This window comes from Mesorhizobium sp. M0496, assembly GCF_040321205.1.
GTDB lineage: Bacteria > Pseudomonadota > Alphaproteobacteria > Rhizobiales > Rhizobiaceae > Mesorhizobium.
Map to the genome: position 1 here is coordinate 1 of NZ_JAMYRC010000075.1, position 15,173 is coordinate 15,173.

Genomic DNA, 15,173 nt, shown 5'->3' on the forward strand with positions numbered 1-15,173 from the left:
AGGTGCCGCCGGTGTTCTGCGCCGCATTGGTCTCGGTCAGGTTCGCCGTCGACGTGCCGGTGATCACCGCCGCGTCGTTGGTGCCGGCAAATTCTACCTTCGCGGTCGCCCAGCTGAGCGTTCCATTGCCGAGCCGGATCGAGTAGATGAAGGTGTCAGTCAGGTATTGCCCCGCATTCAAGCCCTGTAACTGCGCCTTGAAAGCCGCCGACAATGTCGAAGCGTCGTATCCAACTTTTCCGTCGGACGTAATCCAGATCTTCGCGCCGTTATAACTCGTGTCGGTGCTGGTGGCTTCAGCGCGCCCCAAGTCTTGAGTCAACAAATCACCGGCGATGTATCCACTCATCGCGCCTGTATCGTTGATACCGTTATCGACCGACCAGAGGGTCTTGGCGTTCCCGCCGAGATCGTTGGCCATCACGTTCAGGATAACGGTTTGTAAATTATCCTCGGTGAGCCCGGTAAAGCTGCTGGTGAACAGGTCGTCACCCGCCTGCGGCGTGTTGGAGAAAGACGTCGTGGTGCCGCCGGCACCGGTGACCTGAGTAGCCATTTTCAACCCCCTGTTGTTCAACCACAGACGCCCCTACGCCTGTTTATTGACCGCCTTGAGAGACCCAACTGCTCCCTGTCGGAGCAATCATCGCACGATCGGCGCACAAACCGGGGTGGAAGTGGATTGCCAGCGCATCATCCAAAAGACCGCCGCGCTACGAACAGCGCGCTTAAGCTGGCGGCTCACAGACGAATGCTAACTCGATGGTGCTGGCTGCGACGACATTGATCGTCGCGCTTCGTCCCCTACCCCAATTGCATCGTCTAACTCTATGGTTGGCGACCACAAATTTTAGAAGACGCTTATATTAGGAGATTATTAACTCTAGCAGAGCGGAAGCGTCAACGGGAAGTTTGCAAAACAGTTAATAGTTGTAGATAAAGGAGCCACAGCCCGACAATGGCCTTTGGGTCGACCATATGGTGTGGCAGCCGAGCGGATAAGTTCTTAGGCTGAACACCGCACCGTAGTCGCCCGCGGCCTGCACACATGAGCTGGCACAACGTCGACCTACAGCTTCCCTGGATAATATCTGCTTTTGGACAGAGGCCAAAATACTCTGAACGACCGAGATAGGCGCGAAGCGGTCATCCACGATCTTCAGGTTTTGACCCAGGAGGCCTTTCCCCGGTAGTGATCGGGAAGGGCGCGGTCGTCGAGCGAGTTGTCAGCCGCCTATTTCGCAGCCCATTAGTGTGCAACTTCGGAAGCCGCTGACATCAATTCCTCCGGATTCGGCGCCTTGAAGGTATTGAGGCCATCCTCCAGAACTTCAGTGAAGCTCCAGCGCACAATGCCCCCTCGGTCGATGAGAAACTGACCAACAAGCAGCTCCTTAGCGGAAGCCATCATCTGCTGATCGGCTTCCGTAATCTCATACCCCTCCTTCTTGTTGAGAAACTCGTCCATTGCCATGGGATCCATAGGCTCGGGCAACTCACCCGGGAGATCGATACGGATCCCCATGACCTTGTCCATCCCGACCTCGCGCAAACCGAAAGCACGGTGCGAGGCCCGCTCCGGGTCGGACGCGGCGAGAAGATCGGGTGCCGGATGGTAACGGAAATACAGCCGTGCCCGCTCTACCGGCGTATTGACGACCGCCAGGCATTCGACGCCTTTCTCACCCAGGGCCGGCTTGAGTTGCGCCATTGCCGCGACATTGCGCCGGCAGAACGCACAGTGCAGACCTCGAAACAAGCCGATCAACAACGGGCTACGACCTCGAAAATCAGCGAGCGCGATTTTGCCTTCGCGGGAGATCGCATCGAGAATAATATTCGGCGCCCGGTCGCCCGGCCGCAGCGGGCGTTCAACATCACTCGTGGACATGGACAACCTCCTCGCCCCGGATAAGCACACCCAGCCATCCGGAGTTGAGTGTGCTGGGGGACACCAGGACAAAAATTGCCTTCGACCTTGCCATTTCGACCTTGCCATATTGCCGAGGTCGAGATTACGCGCGTTGTAAGTGCATCATAACACGAAAAAGCCTTTGCGGGTCGCCCGTTTCGCGAGCCGTACGAAGCTCTTCGGTCAGAAGCAGTCGCGCGAACACGAACCTTTGACTTCCATCCAATCCTGGGCAAAGGCGATCAGCGATGGTCGAAAACTCAGCCAGGTTGCCCCGTTGCACGCATCCTGGTTAGGTCACCGATACGCCTGCGCACACGAAACCGCTGCAGATATGCGATCCCAACGCCGAGATCGCCCTCGGCAACAAGACGATCAAAGTGGGTGAAAGCGTCTGTTTCGCCATGTCCATAGTCGGCAGCCGTCGGCAAGATGATGAGATCGCCGCTCCAGAGCCTTTTGGGATCGCTGGACGCCTGGTCGAAGAAATTCGCCTGCGCAACGATTTCGCGCTCGGCTACCTCTACGCCGTACCGTTTCGCCAGCGCGAAAAAGTCACCCTCGGTCCGCTGCAAAACCGAAATGTGATTCGCTGTGTCTCTTTCCGATCGAACACGTTCGAACTGGTCCTCCAATTCGACAGTCTTTCGGGCAAGCCTGTATTTCGCGATTTTCAGATCTTTTGTGCGCAACGAGGTCACAACCAGCGTTCCGCCGAAGGTAGGCGCCACGTCTGTCGGCACCCAGGCACGGCAATAAAACGTGCCGTCCCGCAACATCATTCCCTCAGCAATATGCCCCACCTATAACAGCGACTGTTACAACTGGGCCAAATTGCCGAACGACATCAAAAACGTTTCACCATCAAACGCTTAGCGTGTGATGGTGCCCAGAAGAGGACTCGAACCTCCACTCCTTGCGGAACACGGACCTGAACCGTGCGCGTCTACCAATTCCGCCATCTGGGCTGGTGCGGGCTCATGTAAGCGGGCAAGCGATGTGTGTCAACGCGCTTTTTTCAAAGCATGATGCCGAAAAGCGGGAACCGGTTTTCTCGGACAAACGGTTTTCGTTTATCCAGAGATCATGCCCGATCAAGAACCGCCGGGCCGCTTGCCGGCTGAACGACTGTCAGCCCTCCAGCACTTCCTTGGACGCCACGGTCGAATCGGCGTTGAGCTGGTAGATGACCGGCACCCCGGTGCCGAGCTCCAGCTTGACGATCTCCTCGCCCGACTTGCCGTCCAGCGCCATTATCAGCGCGCGCAGCGAGTTGCCGTGCGCGGCGACCAGCACCGTGCCGCCGCGCAGCACATGCGGCTGCAGATCGTGAAGGTAATAGGGCCAGACGCGGGCGCCGGTGTCCTTCAGGCTTTCGCCGGCGGGCGGCGCCACGTCGTAGGAACGGCGCCAGACATGCACCTGCTCCTCGCCCCATTTCTTGCGGGCGTCGTCCTTGTTGAGGCCGGAGAGATCGCCATAATCGCGCTCGTTCAGTGCCTGGTCGCGGATGGTTTTCAGATCGCTCTGGCCGACCGCGTCGAGAACGTGCTGGCAGGTTTTTTGGGCCCGGATCAGCGCCGAGGTGAAGGCGATGTCGAATTTCAGCCCGCGCGCCTTGAGTTTCTGGCCGGCGGCCTTGGCCTCGGCGTGGCCCTGCTCGGTCAGGTCGACGTCGCGCCAGCCGGTGAACAGGTTCTTCAGGTTCCATTCGCTCTGGCCGTGGCGCACGAGCACGAGGGTTCTCGACATGTTTGCTCCCTTCGGGTTGGCAGATTGGCAAGTTGGCGGATTGGTCGCTCAGCCGAGGCCGAGCACGTCCCGCATCGAATACAATCCCGGCTTCTTGCCGCGCGCCCAGAGCGCTGCCTTGACGGCGCCGCGGGCGAAGATGGCGCGGTCCTCGGCGTGGTGCGACAGCGTAATGCGCTCGCCGGTGCCGGCCAGCAGCACGCTGTGATCGCCGACCACTGAGCCGCCGCGCAGCGTGGCAAAGCCGATCGAGCCCGTCTTGCGCACGCCGGTGTGGCCATCGCGGACGCGCACATCATTGCCGGCCAACGCGATGCCGCGCCCGGCGGCGGCAGCCTCGCCGAGCAGCAGCGCGGTGCCCGACGGCGCGTCCACCTTGTGCTTGTGGTGCATTTCGAGGATCTCGATGTCGAAATCCTCGGCATCGAGCGCGCGCGCCGCCTGTTCGACCAGCACCGCCAGAAGATTGACGCCGAGGCTCATATTGCCCGATTTGACGATCGTCGCATGGCGCGCCGCCGCCGCTATTCCAGCATTGTCTTCGGCCGAGCAACCGGTCGTGCCGATGACATGGACGATGCGCGCCTGCGCCGCGTAGCCGGCGAATTCGACTGATGAGGCCGGGGTAGTGAAATCGAGCACGCCATCGGCCCTGGCGAAGACGGGTAGCGGATCATTATCGATCGCCACATCGATGCGGCCGACGCCAGCGAGTTCACCGGCATCCTTGCCCAGATGGGGTGAGCCCTCGCGCTCGATGGCGCCGATGACCCGCGCGCCTGGAATGGTGTGGATGGCGCGGATGAGTGTCTGGCCCATGCGGCCGGCAGCACCCACCACCACCAGGCCCATATCATTTGCCGGTCTGTCGGTTGCTGATATCTCGCTCATGTCGTGCTCCCTGCGATGCTCTGCGTCTCGATGTTGCGAATTGGGCCTTGGGCCGAAGTCTGGATCGATGCGCTGTCGTCGACGAGCCCCAGGCCCTTGACGCCCTGGATGCGGTGGAAGCGGGCATAGACGCTGTGCGGATCGGCCATCAGCGAGGCGTGCGTGCCCTCCTCGACCAGCCTGCCCTGTTCCATGACGATGATGTGGTCGGCGTTGACCACCGTCGACAGCCGGTGCGCGATGACGATGGTGGTGCGCCCTTCCATGACCTGGGTGAGCGCCTGCTGAACGCGGGCTTCGGCTTCGTTGTCGAGCGCCGATGTCGCCTCGTCGAGCAAAAGGATCGGCGCCTGGCGCACGATGGCGCGTGCAATCGATACGCGCTGGCGCTGGCCGCCCGACAGCGTCACGCCATTCTCTCCAACCGGCGTATCATAGCCCTGCGGCTGCTGGCGGATGAAATCGTCGGCCGCGGCCTGTTGTGCGGCCTGTTCGATCTCGGCATCGGTGGCACCCAGCCGGCCGTAGCGGATGTTGTCGCGAATGGTGCCTTCGAACAGGTAAGGCTGCTGCGACACATAGGCGATGGAGCCGCGCAGCGACTGTTTGGTGACCTTCGAGATGTCCTGGCCGTCGATCTCGATCGTGCCCGCCTCGACGTCATAGAAGCGCTGCAGCAGCGCCACCAATGTCGTCTTGCCGGCGCCCGAAGCGCCGACAATCGCGGTCACCTTGCCGGCGGCGGCGGTGAAGCTCAGATCGTGCAGGACCGGCGCCTCTTCGACATAGCGGAAGGAGACGCTGTCGAAGCGCACTTCGCCGGAGGTGAACTTCGCCTCGGCGGCGCCAGCAGCGTCACTCTGCTGCGGCTCGATGTCGAGAAGCTCGTAGATCATGCGCGCATTGACCAGCGCGCGCTCCATGCCGACCTGCATGCGCGCCAGCCGGCGGGCGGGATCATAGGCGAGCGTCAGCGCCGTGATGAAGGAAAACACCGCGCCGGGCGGCTGGCCGAGAACGGTGGCCCGGTAGCCGGAATAGGCGATGACGCTGGCGAAGGCGATGCCGGCCAGCAGTTCGGAAACCGGCGTCAGCCGCTCGGAGACGCGAGCGATCTTGTTCGACCGCTGTTCCGCATCCTCGGCGAGCTTGCTGATCCTGCGCGACAGCTCGTCCTCCATGGTGAAGGCCTTGACGATGGCGATGCCTTGCGTCGCCTCCTGCATGGCGCCGATCAGCCGCGAGTTGATCTGCACCGATTCGCGGGTGATGCGCCGCACCCGGCGCATCAGGTAGGTGACGGTCCAGATCAGCGGCGGCCCGATCAGCAGCGAGCTCAGCGAGAGCACCGGGTCCTGGTAGATCATGACGCCGACCAGGCCGACCAGCGAAACGGCGTCGCGTGCCGTCGAGGTCACCGTCATCGACAGAAGGTCGCGAATGCCGTTGACGTTCTCGTTGACCTGCGCGGCCAGCCGCCCTGACCTCGTGTCGTTGAAGAAGGAGACGCCGAGCTTCATCAGATGGTTGAAGATGCGCTGCTGGTAGCGCGCCACCAGATTGTTGCCGATCCTGGCCATCGTCACCGCCTGGCCGTAGCCGGCAAGGCCGCGCAGGATGAAAGCGCCGAGCAGCGCCGCGCAAATCCATGGGATCAGGTCGCCGCGCCGTTCATAGAAGATCTGATTGACGACCGGGCTCATGATCCAGGCGGCAAGCGCCGTCGTCGCCGACACGGTCAACAGGCAGAGGATCGTGAAGATATACGCGCCCCGATATTCGCGGCCGTTTTCCTGGAGAATGCGGCGGATGACCGCCACGATCTCGCCCGCACGGGGTTTCGACAAATTGGGGGGCTGAAATGTCAAATCGGAGCGCTTCGTAGGTTTCCGCTTCCCGCGGCCGGGCAATTCGGCATCCCTCTTAACGCCAAGGAGCCGGCTTGCCTATGCCTTGGGCTGACTAACTTCGTCGCGCCAGCGGCGGCCCTCCGTCTGGACGCCGAACAGCGAGGGGTTGCGGGCATAGGCGGCAAGGCCCAGGAGTGCGGCCAGCGGGTGGGTGATGACATAGACCGGCATGGTCCGCATCAGCGCGCTGTGCGGCGCCTTGTCCTCGAAGGCGGCGCGGAAATTGCCGGCTTTCAGCGCCGGCACGATCTTTTGCGCGATGCCGCCGGTGAGGAACACGCCGCCGCGGCTCATGAACACCAGTGCGAGATCACCGGCGGTGCGCCCAAGGCAGGTGACGAAGGTCTCCAGCGCTTCTTCGGCGACCGGATCGGTCTTGGCCAGCGCCGCGCCGGTGACCTCGGCCGGCGTGGTGAAGGGCGACGGCTTGCCGTCCGCCTTGGCCACCGCCCGGTAGACGTTGACGAGGCCGCGTCCGCACAGAATCTGCTCGCCCGAAATGCGGCCATCGATCTTCTCGATATGCGGGAAAACTTCGAAATCGCGCGGTGTGCGCGGGCCGATGTCCATATGGCCGCCCTCGCCGGGCACCGGAATCCAGTGGCGCAGCGCATAGACCAGCCCGGCGACGCCGAGCCCGGTTCCCGGACCGAGCACCACGCGCCCGGCATTGAGTTCCGGCGTGCCGCCGCCGATCTTTTCCATATGCTCCTCGCCGAGCGCGACGACGGCCAGCGCCTGCGCCTCGAAATCGTTGAGCACGACGATGTCGCTCAAGCCCAAATTGGCGAACATTTTTCTCGGCTTGACGATCCACGGGCAGTTGGTGAGTTCGATCTCGTCGCCGTCGACCGGGCCGGCCACCGCCAGCACCGCCGAATTGGGGCGGACCGACGAGCGGTCGAGCACGGCCGCCTGGATCGCCTCGTCGATGGTGTTGTAGTTGGCCGTCTGGACGATGGTCGGCTCGCCGGCCTCGGAATTGGCGTCGAGCACGATCGAAAAGCGCGCATTGGTGCCGCCGATGTCGCCGATCAGGATCGGAAACCGCAACAAAGTATCGTCGTCATCTGTGCCTGGCATGCTCTCGTCCGTCCCCGGCGCCCCTGACGGCATCTAACCGTTCCCCCGTTGACTAGCGCATGAGTTTGAAAAGGGAAACGGTTTTCAAACCCGGCGGCGCGCTGAGGCCGGCGCTGCGGCCAAACGGCCACTGTTTCGCAAACATCAAGACTCTTAACCAGTTGAGGCCACCGACAAGCGCGGCGACCTCAGTTCCCTGGCGGCCGTGGCCGCGGCAGCGGGATGCCGATCTCCGGGGTTGCGGTGAACGCGTTCATCGAAGCCGGCAAAGCAGGGGCGCCGGAGGCTGCGGTTGCCGGCTGGGATGGCGCTTCGGGTTCGGGCGCGGCAACCGCCACCGGCACGCTGCCGCCATGATAGGTCGCGGCCTCGGCTGAGGCCGGCCCCGGCGCGTCGAGCACGGCGCGGCATTCCTGGGGCAGGTTCGCCATCGTCATCAGGTCGCGGGCCTTCGGTGCATCCGGGTTCTTGTTGGGCCGCCAGGGCTCCTCGGTAAACCACCAGGCCAGCGGCTTGCCGCAGCCATCATCGTCCGGCGTCGCTTCCTGCGCCTTGCAGCCCGGCGATCCCGGCTGGCAGCCGATGCGCATGTGGAAATGATAGTCGTGACCCCAGAACGGCCTGATCTTGCGCAGCCAGCTGCGGTCGCCCGTGACGGTGTCACAGAGCTTTTTCTTGATACCCGGATTGACCAGGATGCGCTCGACTTGGCTGTAGCTCGCCGCACGCTTGAGAAGCCTTGTATGCGCCGGCGTCCATAGCGCGTCCCTCACCAGATGCGTCTTCTCGTCGACCATCAAGGTGGCGCTCTTGGTTTCGCGCTGCGCCATCGACAGCGGGTGGCTGGGCATCGGCGTCAGCCAGATGTCGGCGTCGAGCCCGATCTGGTGCGAGGCATGGCCGGTCATCATCGGGCCGCCGCGCGGCTGCGAAATGTCGCCGATCAGCAAGCCGGGCCAACCATCAGCCGCTGCGTCGCGCGACAATTGCTCGATCACCGCGATCATCGCCGGATGGCCCCAGCGGCGGTTGCGTGACGGCCGCATCACTTCCCAGGTCGGACCGTCCATGGGAATGGCGACGCCGCCGGCAAAACAGCCCTTGGAATAGAAGCCGATCGACTGCGCTGATGTCGCCGCCGGCAGTTTCTTGGCGCCGAACAGGTCTTTTGCCCGTTCCTCGGCGCTCGCAGGCTGCGTGGCGAACCCAACAATGGCAAACAGGCCGAGCGCGGCTGCCAGCAATGATTTTTTACCGAGAGATAGCCGCATCGCTGTTTTCATGAAACCGGTTCCCCACCGCAATCCCAAGGCCGAATCATAGCACGCCGCGCTCGCGCCATCGATCGTCAGCGCTTCATCGGGCTGCGCGGCTCGCCGTCGCGCCAGTCGCCGCTTGCCCACATATGGTCGAAGGCGGCGCGGTAGTCCGGAAAGCGAAGGTAATAGCCCGCCGCCTTGATCGCCTTGTTGGCGACACGCTTGTTCTCGCCATAGAAGGACCGCGCCATGGGCGAAAGTTGGGCGGCGTCGAAAGGAATTTCAGGCGGCGGGGTGACACCCATCAGCGAAGCGGCATAGGCGACGACGTCCTGCGGCGGCGCCGGTAGATCGTCGGTGACGTTGAAGATGCCGCCTGTGTTTCCTTCGATCAGCTGCCACAGCGCACCAGCAATGTCGTCGCAATGGATGCGGTTGAACACCTGATCCGGCTTGACTAGCCGCCTTGCGGTGCCGTTTTCCAGATTGACCATGGCGTTGCGGCCCGGCCCGTAAATGCCGGACAGGCGCAGGATCGCCACCGGCCGGCCAATGTCCGTGCCCAATTGCAGCCAGTCCTGTTCGGCCGCCACCCGCATCACCGAGCGCTTCGAGACCGGCCGGCACTCAGCGGTTTCATCGACCCACGCGCCGTCGTAGTTGCCATAGACGCCAACGGTTGAGAGATAGCCGATCCATTCGAGCGCCGGCATTTGAGCGATTGCCTCTCGCGCGGCATTTAGAACGGGATCGCCGGCCTCTTCCGGAGCGACCGAAATCACCAGATGCGTTGTTTCTCCCAGCGCATCACCGATTTCCTCGGTCAGCGCGCCGTCGAACAGCAGCGGTGCGATGCCGGCCTGGCGCAGCGCCTCGAATTTGTCCGGTGACCGCGTCGTACCGAAAATCCCTGCGGCACTTTTGTTGGCGCGGGCAAAAGCCTTGCCGGAATAGCCGGCGCCGAAGATGAAGATTTGCTTTTCGCTCATGCATGCGCCCTGTTTGGCCGCGCCAGACGCCATTCGTCGCGTACGGCTTCGTCGCTCTCGGTTTTCAGGCCGATAGCGGCCCGTTCGGAGTATTCGGCATCGGGCACCAGCCGCGCCAGCGCCCATATTGCCGCGCCCCGCACCAGCGGCGAGGCGTCGCTGAGCAGCGCACGCACCGTGCCGGCAAGCGAGGCATCGCCGGAATTGCCGGCGGCGATCAGCACGTTGCGGATGAAACGATCACGGCCGATGCGTTTTATAGGCGAACCGGAGAAGAAGGCGCGGAATGCGGCGTCGTCCAATCGCAACAGGTCGTCGAGCGGCGGCTCGCGCAGATCGTCTCGGGCGGCGAGTTTTGCTTCGGAAGCAGCCCGGGCGAACTTGTTCCACGGGCAAGCGGCCAAACAATCGTCGCAGCCATAGATGCGGTTGCCGATCTTCTCGCGGAATTCGTGCGGGATCGGCCCCTTGTTCTCGATGGTGAGGTACGAAATACAGCGCCGCGCATCGAGCCGGTAGGGCGCCGGGAACGCATCGGTCGGGCACACGTCGAGGCAGGCGCGGCAGGAGCCGCAATGATCGATTTCGGCCCGGTCGGGCACGAGCTCGGCGGTGGTGAAGATGGTGCCGAGAAACAGCCAGGAGCCATGCTCACGGCTGACCAGATTGGTGTGCTTGCCTTGCCAACCGAGACCTGCGGCCTCGGCCAGCGGCTTTTCCATCACCGGTGCGGTGTCGACGAACACCTTCACGTCGCCGCCGGCACGGGCGACGATCTTGCCGGCGATTTCCTTCAGCCGCCCCTTCATCACCTCATGATAGTCGCGGTTTTGCGCATAGACCGAGATGGCGCCCCGGTCGCCCTTGGCCAGCACGCCGCGCGGATCATGGTCGGGGCCGTAATTCATCGCCAACACGATGATCGAGCGCACCTGTGGCCACAGCACCGTCGGCTCGCCGCGACGTTGCAGTGTCTCGGCGATCCAGTCCATCGAGCCGTGAAAGCCGTCGGCGACGAATTCGGCCAGACGAGCCGGCGCCAGCGGTATCGCATCGGGAGAGGTGACGGCGACGGCATCGAAGCCGGCGCGACGCGCCTCCGCGTCGATCAGCGCGCGCAGTTTTGCGGCGTCAGAAGTCGAGGTCCGCATAGTGCGACACCGGTGACAGGCCGCGCACGCGGTCAGTCAAAAGCGGCCGGAAGGAGGGGCGCGACTTGACCCGCGTGTACCATTCGCGCGCAGCAGGGTGTTCGCGCCAGTCGATCTCGCCGAGATAATCGAGCACTGACAGCGTCGCGGCGGCGGCTAGATCGGCATAGGTAACCCTGGAGCCGGCCAGCCAATGGCGGGTGCCGGCCAGCCAGTTGGTGTATTTCATGTGCTGGCGGATGTTGGCGCGCGCCGCACGGATCGCACCTGAATCGGGCGAGCCGCCGCCCGCGGTTTCCGGCATCACCGGCTTCAGCACGCGTTCGCGCACCAGATGGCGGGTGATTTCGCTTTCGGCCTTGTTGAGGTACCAGTCGATCAGCCGGCGGATTTCGGCACGCTGCATCGGATCTTCGGCGAACAGCCGCTTGTCGCGCTTCAAGACACCGCGCGTTTCATCGAGATATTCCGATATCACCGTTGCGCCGATGATGGGCACGTCGCCTTCGGCCAGCAGGATTGGCAGTGTGCCGGCCGGGTTCAGCGCCAGGAACTCCTTGCGCCGGGTCCACGGCTTTTCCTCGATCAGAGCCAACTCCTCGCCATACTCGCCGAAAGCGAGGCGGACGAAGCGACAGGTGGCGAACATGGGATGGTGGAAAAGCGTCAGCATGGTTCCGCGATAATAAAGCGCACTGGCGAATCGCAGGGCGCACCGGTAAGTCTTGGCCGCCCGGTTAGCGGGCCGTCAGGGTGTTGCGACCTATAGGGGGACTTGCACGCCATGACAAGCAAGCCGTTCTGTCAGCCGTCACGCCAATGCCGAGGTAGCCATGGAAAGCCAAACCATCGTCGAAGCCCTGCTGCTCGGCCTGCTGGAGGGACTGACCGAGTTCATCCCGGTGTCGTCGACCGGCCATATCCTGCTCGCCGGCCATTTCCTCGGCTTCCATTCGACCGGCAAGGCCTTCGAGATCCTGATCCAGCTCGGCGCCATACTGGCGATCCTAAGCGTCTATTTCCGCCGGCTGTGGCAAATGCTGCTCGACCTGCCGCATGACCGGCTGACACGGCATTTCGCCATCGGCATCCTCATCGCTTTCCTGCCGGCGGCGATCATCGGCGCGCTGGCGCATGATTTCATCAAGACTGTGCTGTTCGAATCACCGAGGCTGATCTGCATCATGCTGATCATCGGCGGCGTCGTGCTGCTGGTGGTGGACCGCATGAACCTCAAACCGGTCTACCGCGACGTCGAGCGGTTTCCGACCCGGCTTTACCTGCAGATCGGGCTTTTCCAGTGCCTGTCGCTGATCCCCGGCACCTCGCGCTCGGGATCGACGATCGTCGGCGCGCTGCTACTTGGCGTCGACAAGCGGGCGGCGGCGGAATTTTCTTTCTTCCTTGCGATCCCGACCATGGTCGGCGCCTTTGCCTTCGACCTGTTCAAGAACCGCAACGTGCTGAGCAGCGCCGACCTGCCGATCATAGCCGTCGGCTTCGTCGCCGCCTTCGTCACGGCGCTGATCGTCGTGCGCTTCCTGCTCGATTACGTCTCGCGCAACGGCTACTCGCTGTTCGGCTGGTGGCGGTTGGTGGTGGGTGGTGTCGGGCTGGTGGCGTTGATGATCTGGGGGTGAGCTTACCCTCCCTTTTGTGGGGAGGGTCGATCCGCAAAGCGGATCGGGGTGGGGGTCGGCGCCATGCCCCCGCCCCGGTTCGCCAACGACGCTTCGCGTCGCCGGCTCGCCGACCCTCCCCACAAGGGGGAGGGTAAGCCCCTCAACTCCTTCCATAAAACGCATTCTCGACATGCACCGGCCAGCGCCAGGGCAGCACAGCGACCATGTCGAAGCGCATCGACAATTTTCCATAATCGGACTGGCGCGACAGCCAGATGTCGGCCGCACCCTCGATGCGGCGCTCCGATTCATGGCCGATCGCCTCCATGGCTTCCATCAGCGTGCGCCGTGCCTTGACCTCGACGAACAGCACGAGGTCGCCGCGCCGCGCGATCAGGTCGATCTCGCCGAAACGCGTGCGATGGCGGCGCGCGAGGATACGATAACCCTTGAGCATCAGTGCTGCCGCCGCCAGCCATTCGCCGCGATGGCCGCGCCGATAGGCTTTTTGCCGGCTGACGCTCGGGCGCTCAGCCACCGCCTTCTCCAGCGGCATCCCTGAGTTCCAGCAGCCGCCGGTAAAGCGCCTGTTTCTGGCCGCCGGTCATTTTTGCGGCTTCCGCCGCCGCCTTGGAGGCCGGCATCTCGGCGGCGAGCGACAAAAGCAGGCGGTCGATATCGGCCGGCTCTTCGGCCTTGGCCTCGGCCGGACCGATACAGACGACGATCTCGCCCTTCGGCGTATCGGCCGCCGCATAATGGTCGGCCAACGCCTGCAGCGTGCCGGTGCGCATCTCCTCGAAGGTCTTGGTCAATTCGCGGCCGATAGCGGCTCTCCGCTCGCCGCCGAGCGCTTCGACCATGGCGCCGAGGGATTCGGCCAGCCGGCGCGGCGATTCGAAGAAGATCAGCGTCGCCGGGACGGCCTTCAGCGCTTCCAGCCGCGTCAGCCGCTGTCCGGTCTTCACAGGCAAGAATCCAGCGAACAGGAAGGCGTCCGACGGCAGGCCGGATGCGGTCAAGGCCGCGAGCGGCGCCGACGGACCGGGGATCGGCACGACGCGAATGCCATGGTCGAGCGCCTCGCCGACCAGCCGGTAGCCCGGATCGGACACCAGCGGCGTGCCGGCATCGGAGATCAGCGCCACGCTCTGTCCTGCCTGGAGAGCCGCGATCAGTTTGGGCCCGGCCTCGCCGGCATTATGCTCGTGATAGGCCGTGGTGCGGCGGCGGATGGCGTAGCGCTCGAGCAGCACGCGCGACACCCGCGTGTCCTCGCAAGCGACGATGTCGGCGGCGGCCAGCGTCTCCAGCGCGCGCAGCGTGATATCGGCGAGATTGCCGATCGGCGTCGCCACCAGATAGAGCGCCGGCTCGAGCGGCCGGGCCGCGATCTCGGTCTGACCGACCACATAGCTGCGCTTGCCCGTCTCGCCGGTCACTGATGCCTTCTCCATTCAGCTCTGTTTGGCACGGCTGGCGCGAGCTTGCAAAAGCTGACGTTGTGTCTCCCCCGCCATTCCTTTGCCACAGTAGGGAACGAAACCGGCTATGGCAGATTTACCCCCTGATTCCCGAGGAGGACAGGATGGACAGCCTGAAGATACAGGACGCTTTCGAGCCCTATTATGCCGACCGTAACCGCGTTGCCGCACGCAGGGACAAGCGCTTGCCTGCCAAGACCGACGCCAGCCTGATCAAGCAGGCCGCCTTGCCTGCGAACGTCAGGCTTTCCGACAACAAACCCGACAGCACGACGGAGCACTGACCGGACGATGCCCAATCGCTTCGATATCTTCATCACCCGTCTTGAAACAAAAAGCGCCCGCAACAGCGTGCCTCTACCCCCGATAGGCGACCAGCACCGCGCCCGCCGCGATAAGGGCGATGCCAAGCCAGTTCGCTCCGGTGAGTCGCTCGCCGAGAAAGACCGCGCCAAACACCGCCACAAGCACGACGCTTAGCTTGTCGATCGGCGCCACCTGCGCCGCATTGCCGATCTTCAGGGCGCGGAAGTAGCAGAGCCACGAGGCTCCGGTCGCCAGACCGGACAGACCGAGGAAAGCCCAAGTCTTTCCCGAGATCGTCGCCGGCGACTGGAACTGGCCGCTGGCCAGCAGGATCGCACCGAGCACGACCAGGATGATGATCGTGCGGATGAAGGTGGCGAAATCGGAATTGATGTTCTCGATGCCGACCTTGGCGAAGATCGCGGTCAGCGCTGCGAACACAGCTGACAGCAGTGCCCAGAATTGCCAGGAGGATACGGTCAGGTTCATGCGGATGGCCTCGCGGATTGGGTCTCAACCCAGATACCGTGAAACGCGTGCCTTCAGAAATTCAATCCTTGGCTTCGGAGATTTGGGGGCATCTGTGAGATGTCGGCGGGGCAGCACCCCCCTCTGTCCTGCCGGACATCTCCCCCGCAAGGAGGGAGATTGGCAGCTTCAGCGCTCCGCTCGTTCCTGCAACGTTGATGGTTGGCGAAAGCCGGGATGACAGCCAATCTCCCCCCTTGCGCAGGGCTGTCCGGGGAAAGTTTTGAGTGAATCGAAATGCCGCATGTGCATGCCCCGCAAAACGGGGTTTGTCCGTCTTCTCTCT

The 15,173-nt window shown here is 63.3% G+C and carries 16 protein-coding genes and 1 tRNA gene; 2 read left to right on the forward strand and 15 right to left on the reverse strand.

The annotated features are described in order from the left end of the window. The 12 genes from NKI73_RS32405 to NKI73_RS32460 form a co-directional block, all read right to left on the reverse strand. The coding region (locus NKI73_RS32405) for a VCBS domain-containing protein (protein WP_352636003.1) at window positions 1-556 on the reverse strand (556 nt) is incomplete at its 3' end. Between the two features lie 693 nt (window positions 557-1,249). Then, window positions 1,250-1,891 (reverse strand): peroxiredoxin-like family protein, encoded by a 642-nt coding sequence (locus NKI73_RS32410; RefSeq protein WP_352636005.1) that lies wholly within the window; start codon window positions 1,889-1,891, stop codon window positions 1,250-1,252. Between the two features lie 281 nt (window positions 1,892-2,172). Continuing rightward, on the reverse strand, window positions 2,173-2,691 hold the full coding sequence (locus tag NKI73_RS32415; RefSeq protein WP_352636006.1) for a DUF6538 domain-containing protein: 519 nt from the start codon (window positions 2,689-2,691) through the stop codon (window positions 2,173-2,175). 104 nt (window positions 2,692-2,795) lie between these two features. After that, window positions 2,796-2,880, reverse strand: a tRNA-Leu gene (locus NKI73_RS32420). Between the two features lie 163 nt (window positions 2,881-3,043). Next, complete coding sequence (locus NKI73_RS32425; RefSeq protein ID WP_023762619.1) at window positions 3,044-3,664, reverse strand: 2,3-bisphosphoglycerate-dependent phosphoglycerate mutase; 621 nt, start codon at window positions 3,662-3,664, stop codon at window positions 3,044-3,046. Between the two features lie 48 nt (window positions 3,665-3,712). Then, complete coding sequence (gene dapB, locus NKI73_RS32430; protein ID WP_352636008.1) at window positions 3,713-4,555, reverse strand: 4-hydroxy-tetrahydrodipicolinate reductase; 843 nt, start codon at window positions 4,553-4,555, stop codon at window positions 3,713-3,715. Then, complete coding sequence (locus NKI73_RS32435) at window positions 4,552-6,423, reverse strand: ABC transporter ATP-binding protein (RefSeq protein ID WP_352636010.1); 1,872 nt, start codon at window positions 6,421-6,423, stop codon at window positions 4,552-4,554. The genes dapB and NKI73_RS32435 overlap by 4 nt, the downstream gene beginning before the upstream one ends. 78 nt (window positions 6,424-6,501) lie before the next feature. Further along, on the reverse strand, window positions 6,502-7,548 hold the full coding sequence (locus tag NKI73_RS32440; protein WP_352636012.1) for a glucokinase: 1,047 nt from the start codon (window positions 7,546-7,548) through the stop codon (window positions 6,502-6,504). Between the two features lie 188 nt (window positions 7,549-7,736). Then, window positions 7,737-8,831: a penicillin-insensitive murein endopeptidase gene (gene mepA / locus NKI73_RS32445; RefSeq protein ID WP_352636014.1), complete on the reverse strand. Its 1,095-nt coding sequence runs from the start codon at window positions 8,829-8,831 to the stop codon at window positions 7,737-7,739. Between the two features lie 65 nt (window positions 8,832-8,896). Next, window positions 8,897-9,796 carry an SDR family oxidoreductase gene (locus NKI73_RS32450; RefSeq protein WP_352636016.1) on the reverse strand — a complete coding sequence of 300 codons (900 nt, stop codon included), beginning with the start codon at window positions 9,794-9,796 and terminating at the stop codon, window positions 8,897-8,899. Beyond that, complete coding sequence (gene queG, locus NKI73_RS32455; protein ID WP_352636018.1) at window positions 9,793-10,947, reverse strand: tRNA epoxyqueuosine(34) reductase QueG; 1,155 nt, start codon at window positions 10,945-10,947, stop codon at window positions 9,793-9,795. The genes NKI73_RS32450 and queG overlap by 4 nt, the downstream gene beginning before the upstream one ends. Continuing rightward, window positions 10,928-11,620, reverse strand: coding sequence for a glutathione S-transferase family protein (locus tag NKI73_RS32460; protein ID WP_352636020.1), 693 nt, complete (start codon window positions 11,618-11,620; stop codon window positions 10,928-10,930). The genes queG and NKI73_RS32460 overlap by 20 nt, the downstream gene beginning before the upstream one ends. Window positions 11,621-11,780: 160 nt before the next feature. On the opposite strand from NKI73_RS32460, the gene NKI73_RS32465 reads away from it, so the two are divergent. Further along, window positions 11,781-12,587: an undecaprenyl-diphosphate phosphatase gene (locus NKI73_RS32465; RefSeq protein ID WP_352636022.1), complete on the forward strand. Its 807-nt coding sequence runs from the start codon at window positions 11,781-11,783 to the stop codon at window positions 12,585-12,587. 142 nt (window positions 12,588-12,729) lie between these two features. Here NKI73_RS32465 and NKI73_RS32470 read toward each other — a convergent pair whose 3' ends face one another. Both NKI73_RS32470 and rsmI read right to left on the reverse strand, forming a co-directional pair. Then, window positions 12,730-13,107: a YraN family protein gene (locus NKI73_RS32470; RefSeq protein WP_352636023.1), complete on the reverse strand. Its 378-nt coding sequence runs from the start codon at window positions 13,105-13,107 to the stop codon at window positions 12,730-12,732. Next, on the reverse strand, window positions 13,100-14,026 hold the full coding sequence (gene rsmI / locus NKI73_RS32475) for a 16S rRNA (cytidine(1402)-2'-O)-methyltransferase (RefSeq protein ID WP_352636025.1): 927 nt from the start codon (window positions 14,024-14,026) through the stop codon (window positions 13,100-13,102). Before rsmI ends, NKI73_RS32470 begins: the two co-directional genes overlap by 8 nt. A 131-nt stretch (window positions 14,027-14,157) precedes the next feature. Here rsmI and NKI73_RS32480 point away from each other — a divergent pair, with 131 nt between their 5' ends. Further along, window positions 14,158-14,337, forward strand: a complete 180-nt coding sequence (locus tag NKI73_RS32480) for a hypothetical protein (protein WP_352636027.1) — start codon at window positions 14,158-14,160, stop codon at window positions 14,335-14,337. Window positions 14,338-14,410: 73 nt separating this feature from the next. Here NKI73_RS32480 and NKI73_RS32485 read toward each other — a convergent pair whose 3' ends face one another. Next, window positions 14,411-14,848, reverse strand: a complete 438-nt coding sequence (locus tag NKI73_RS32485) for an EamA family transporter (RefSeq protein WP_352636029.1) — start codon at window positions 14,846-14,848, stop codon at window positions 14,411-14,413. Window positions 14,849-15,173: the final 325 nt, after the last annotated feature.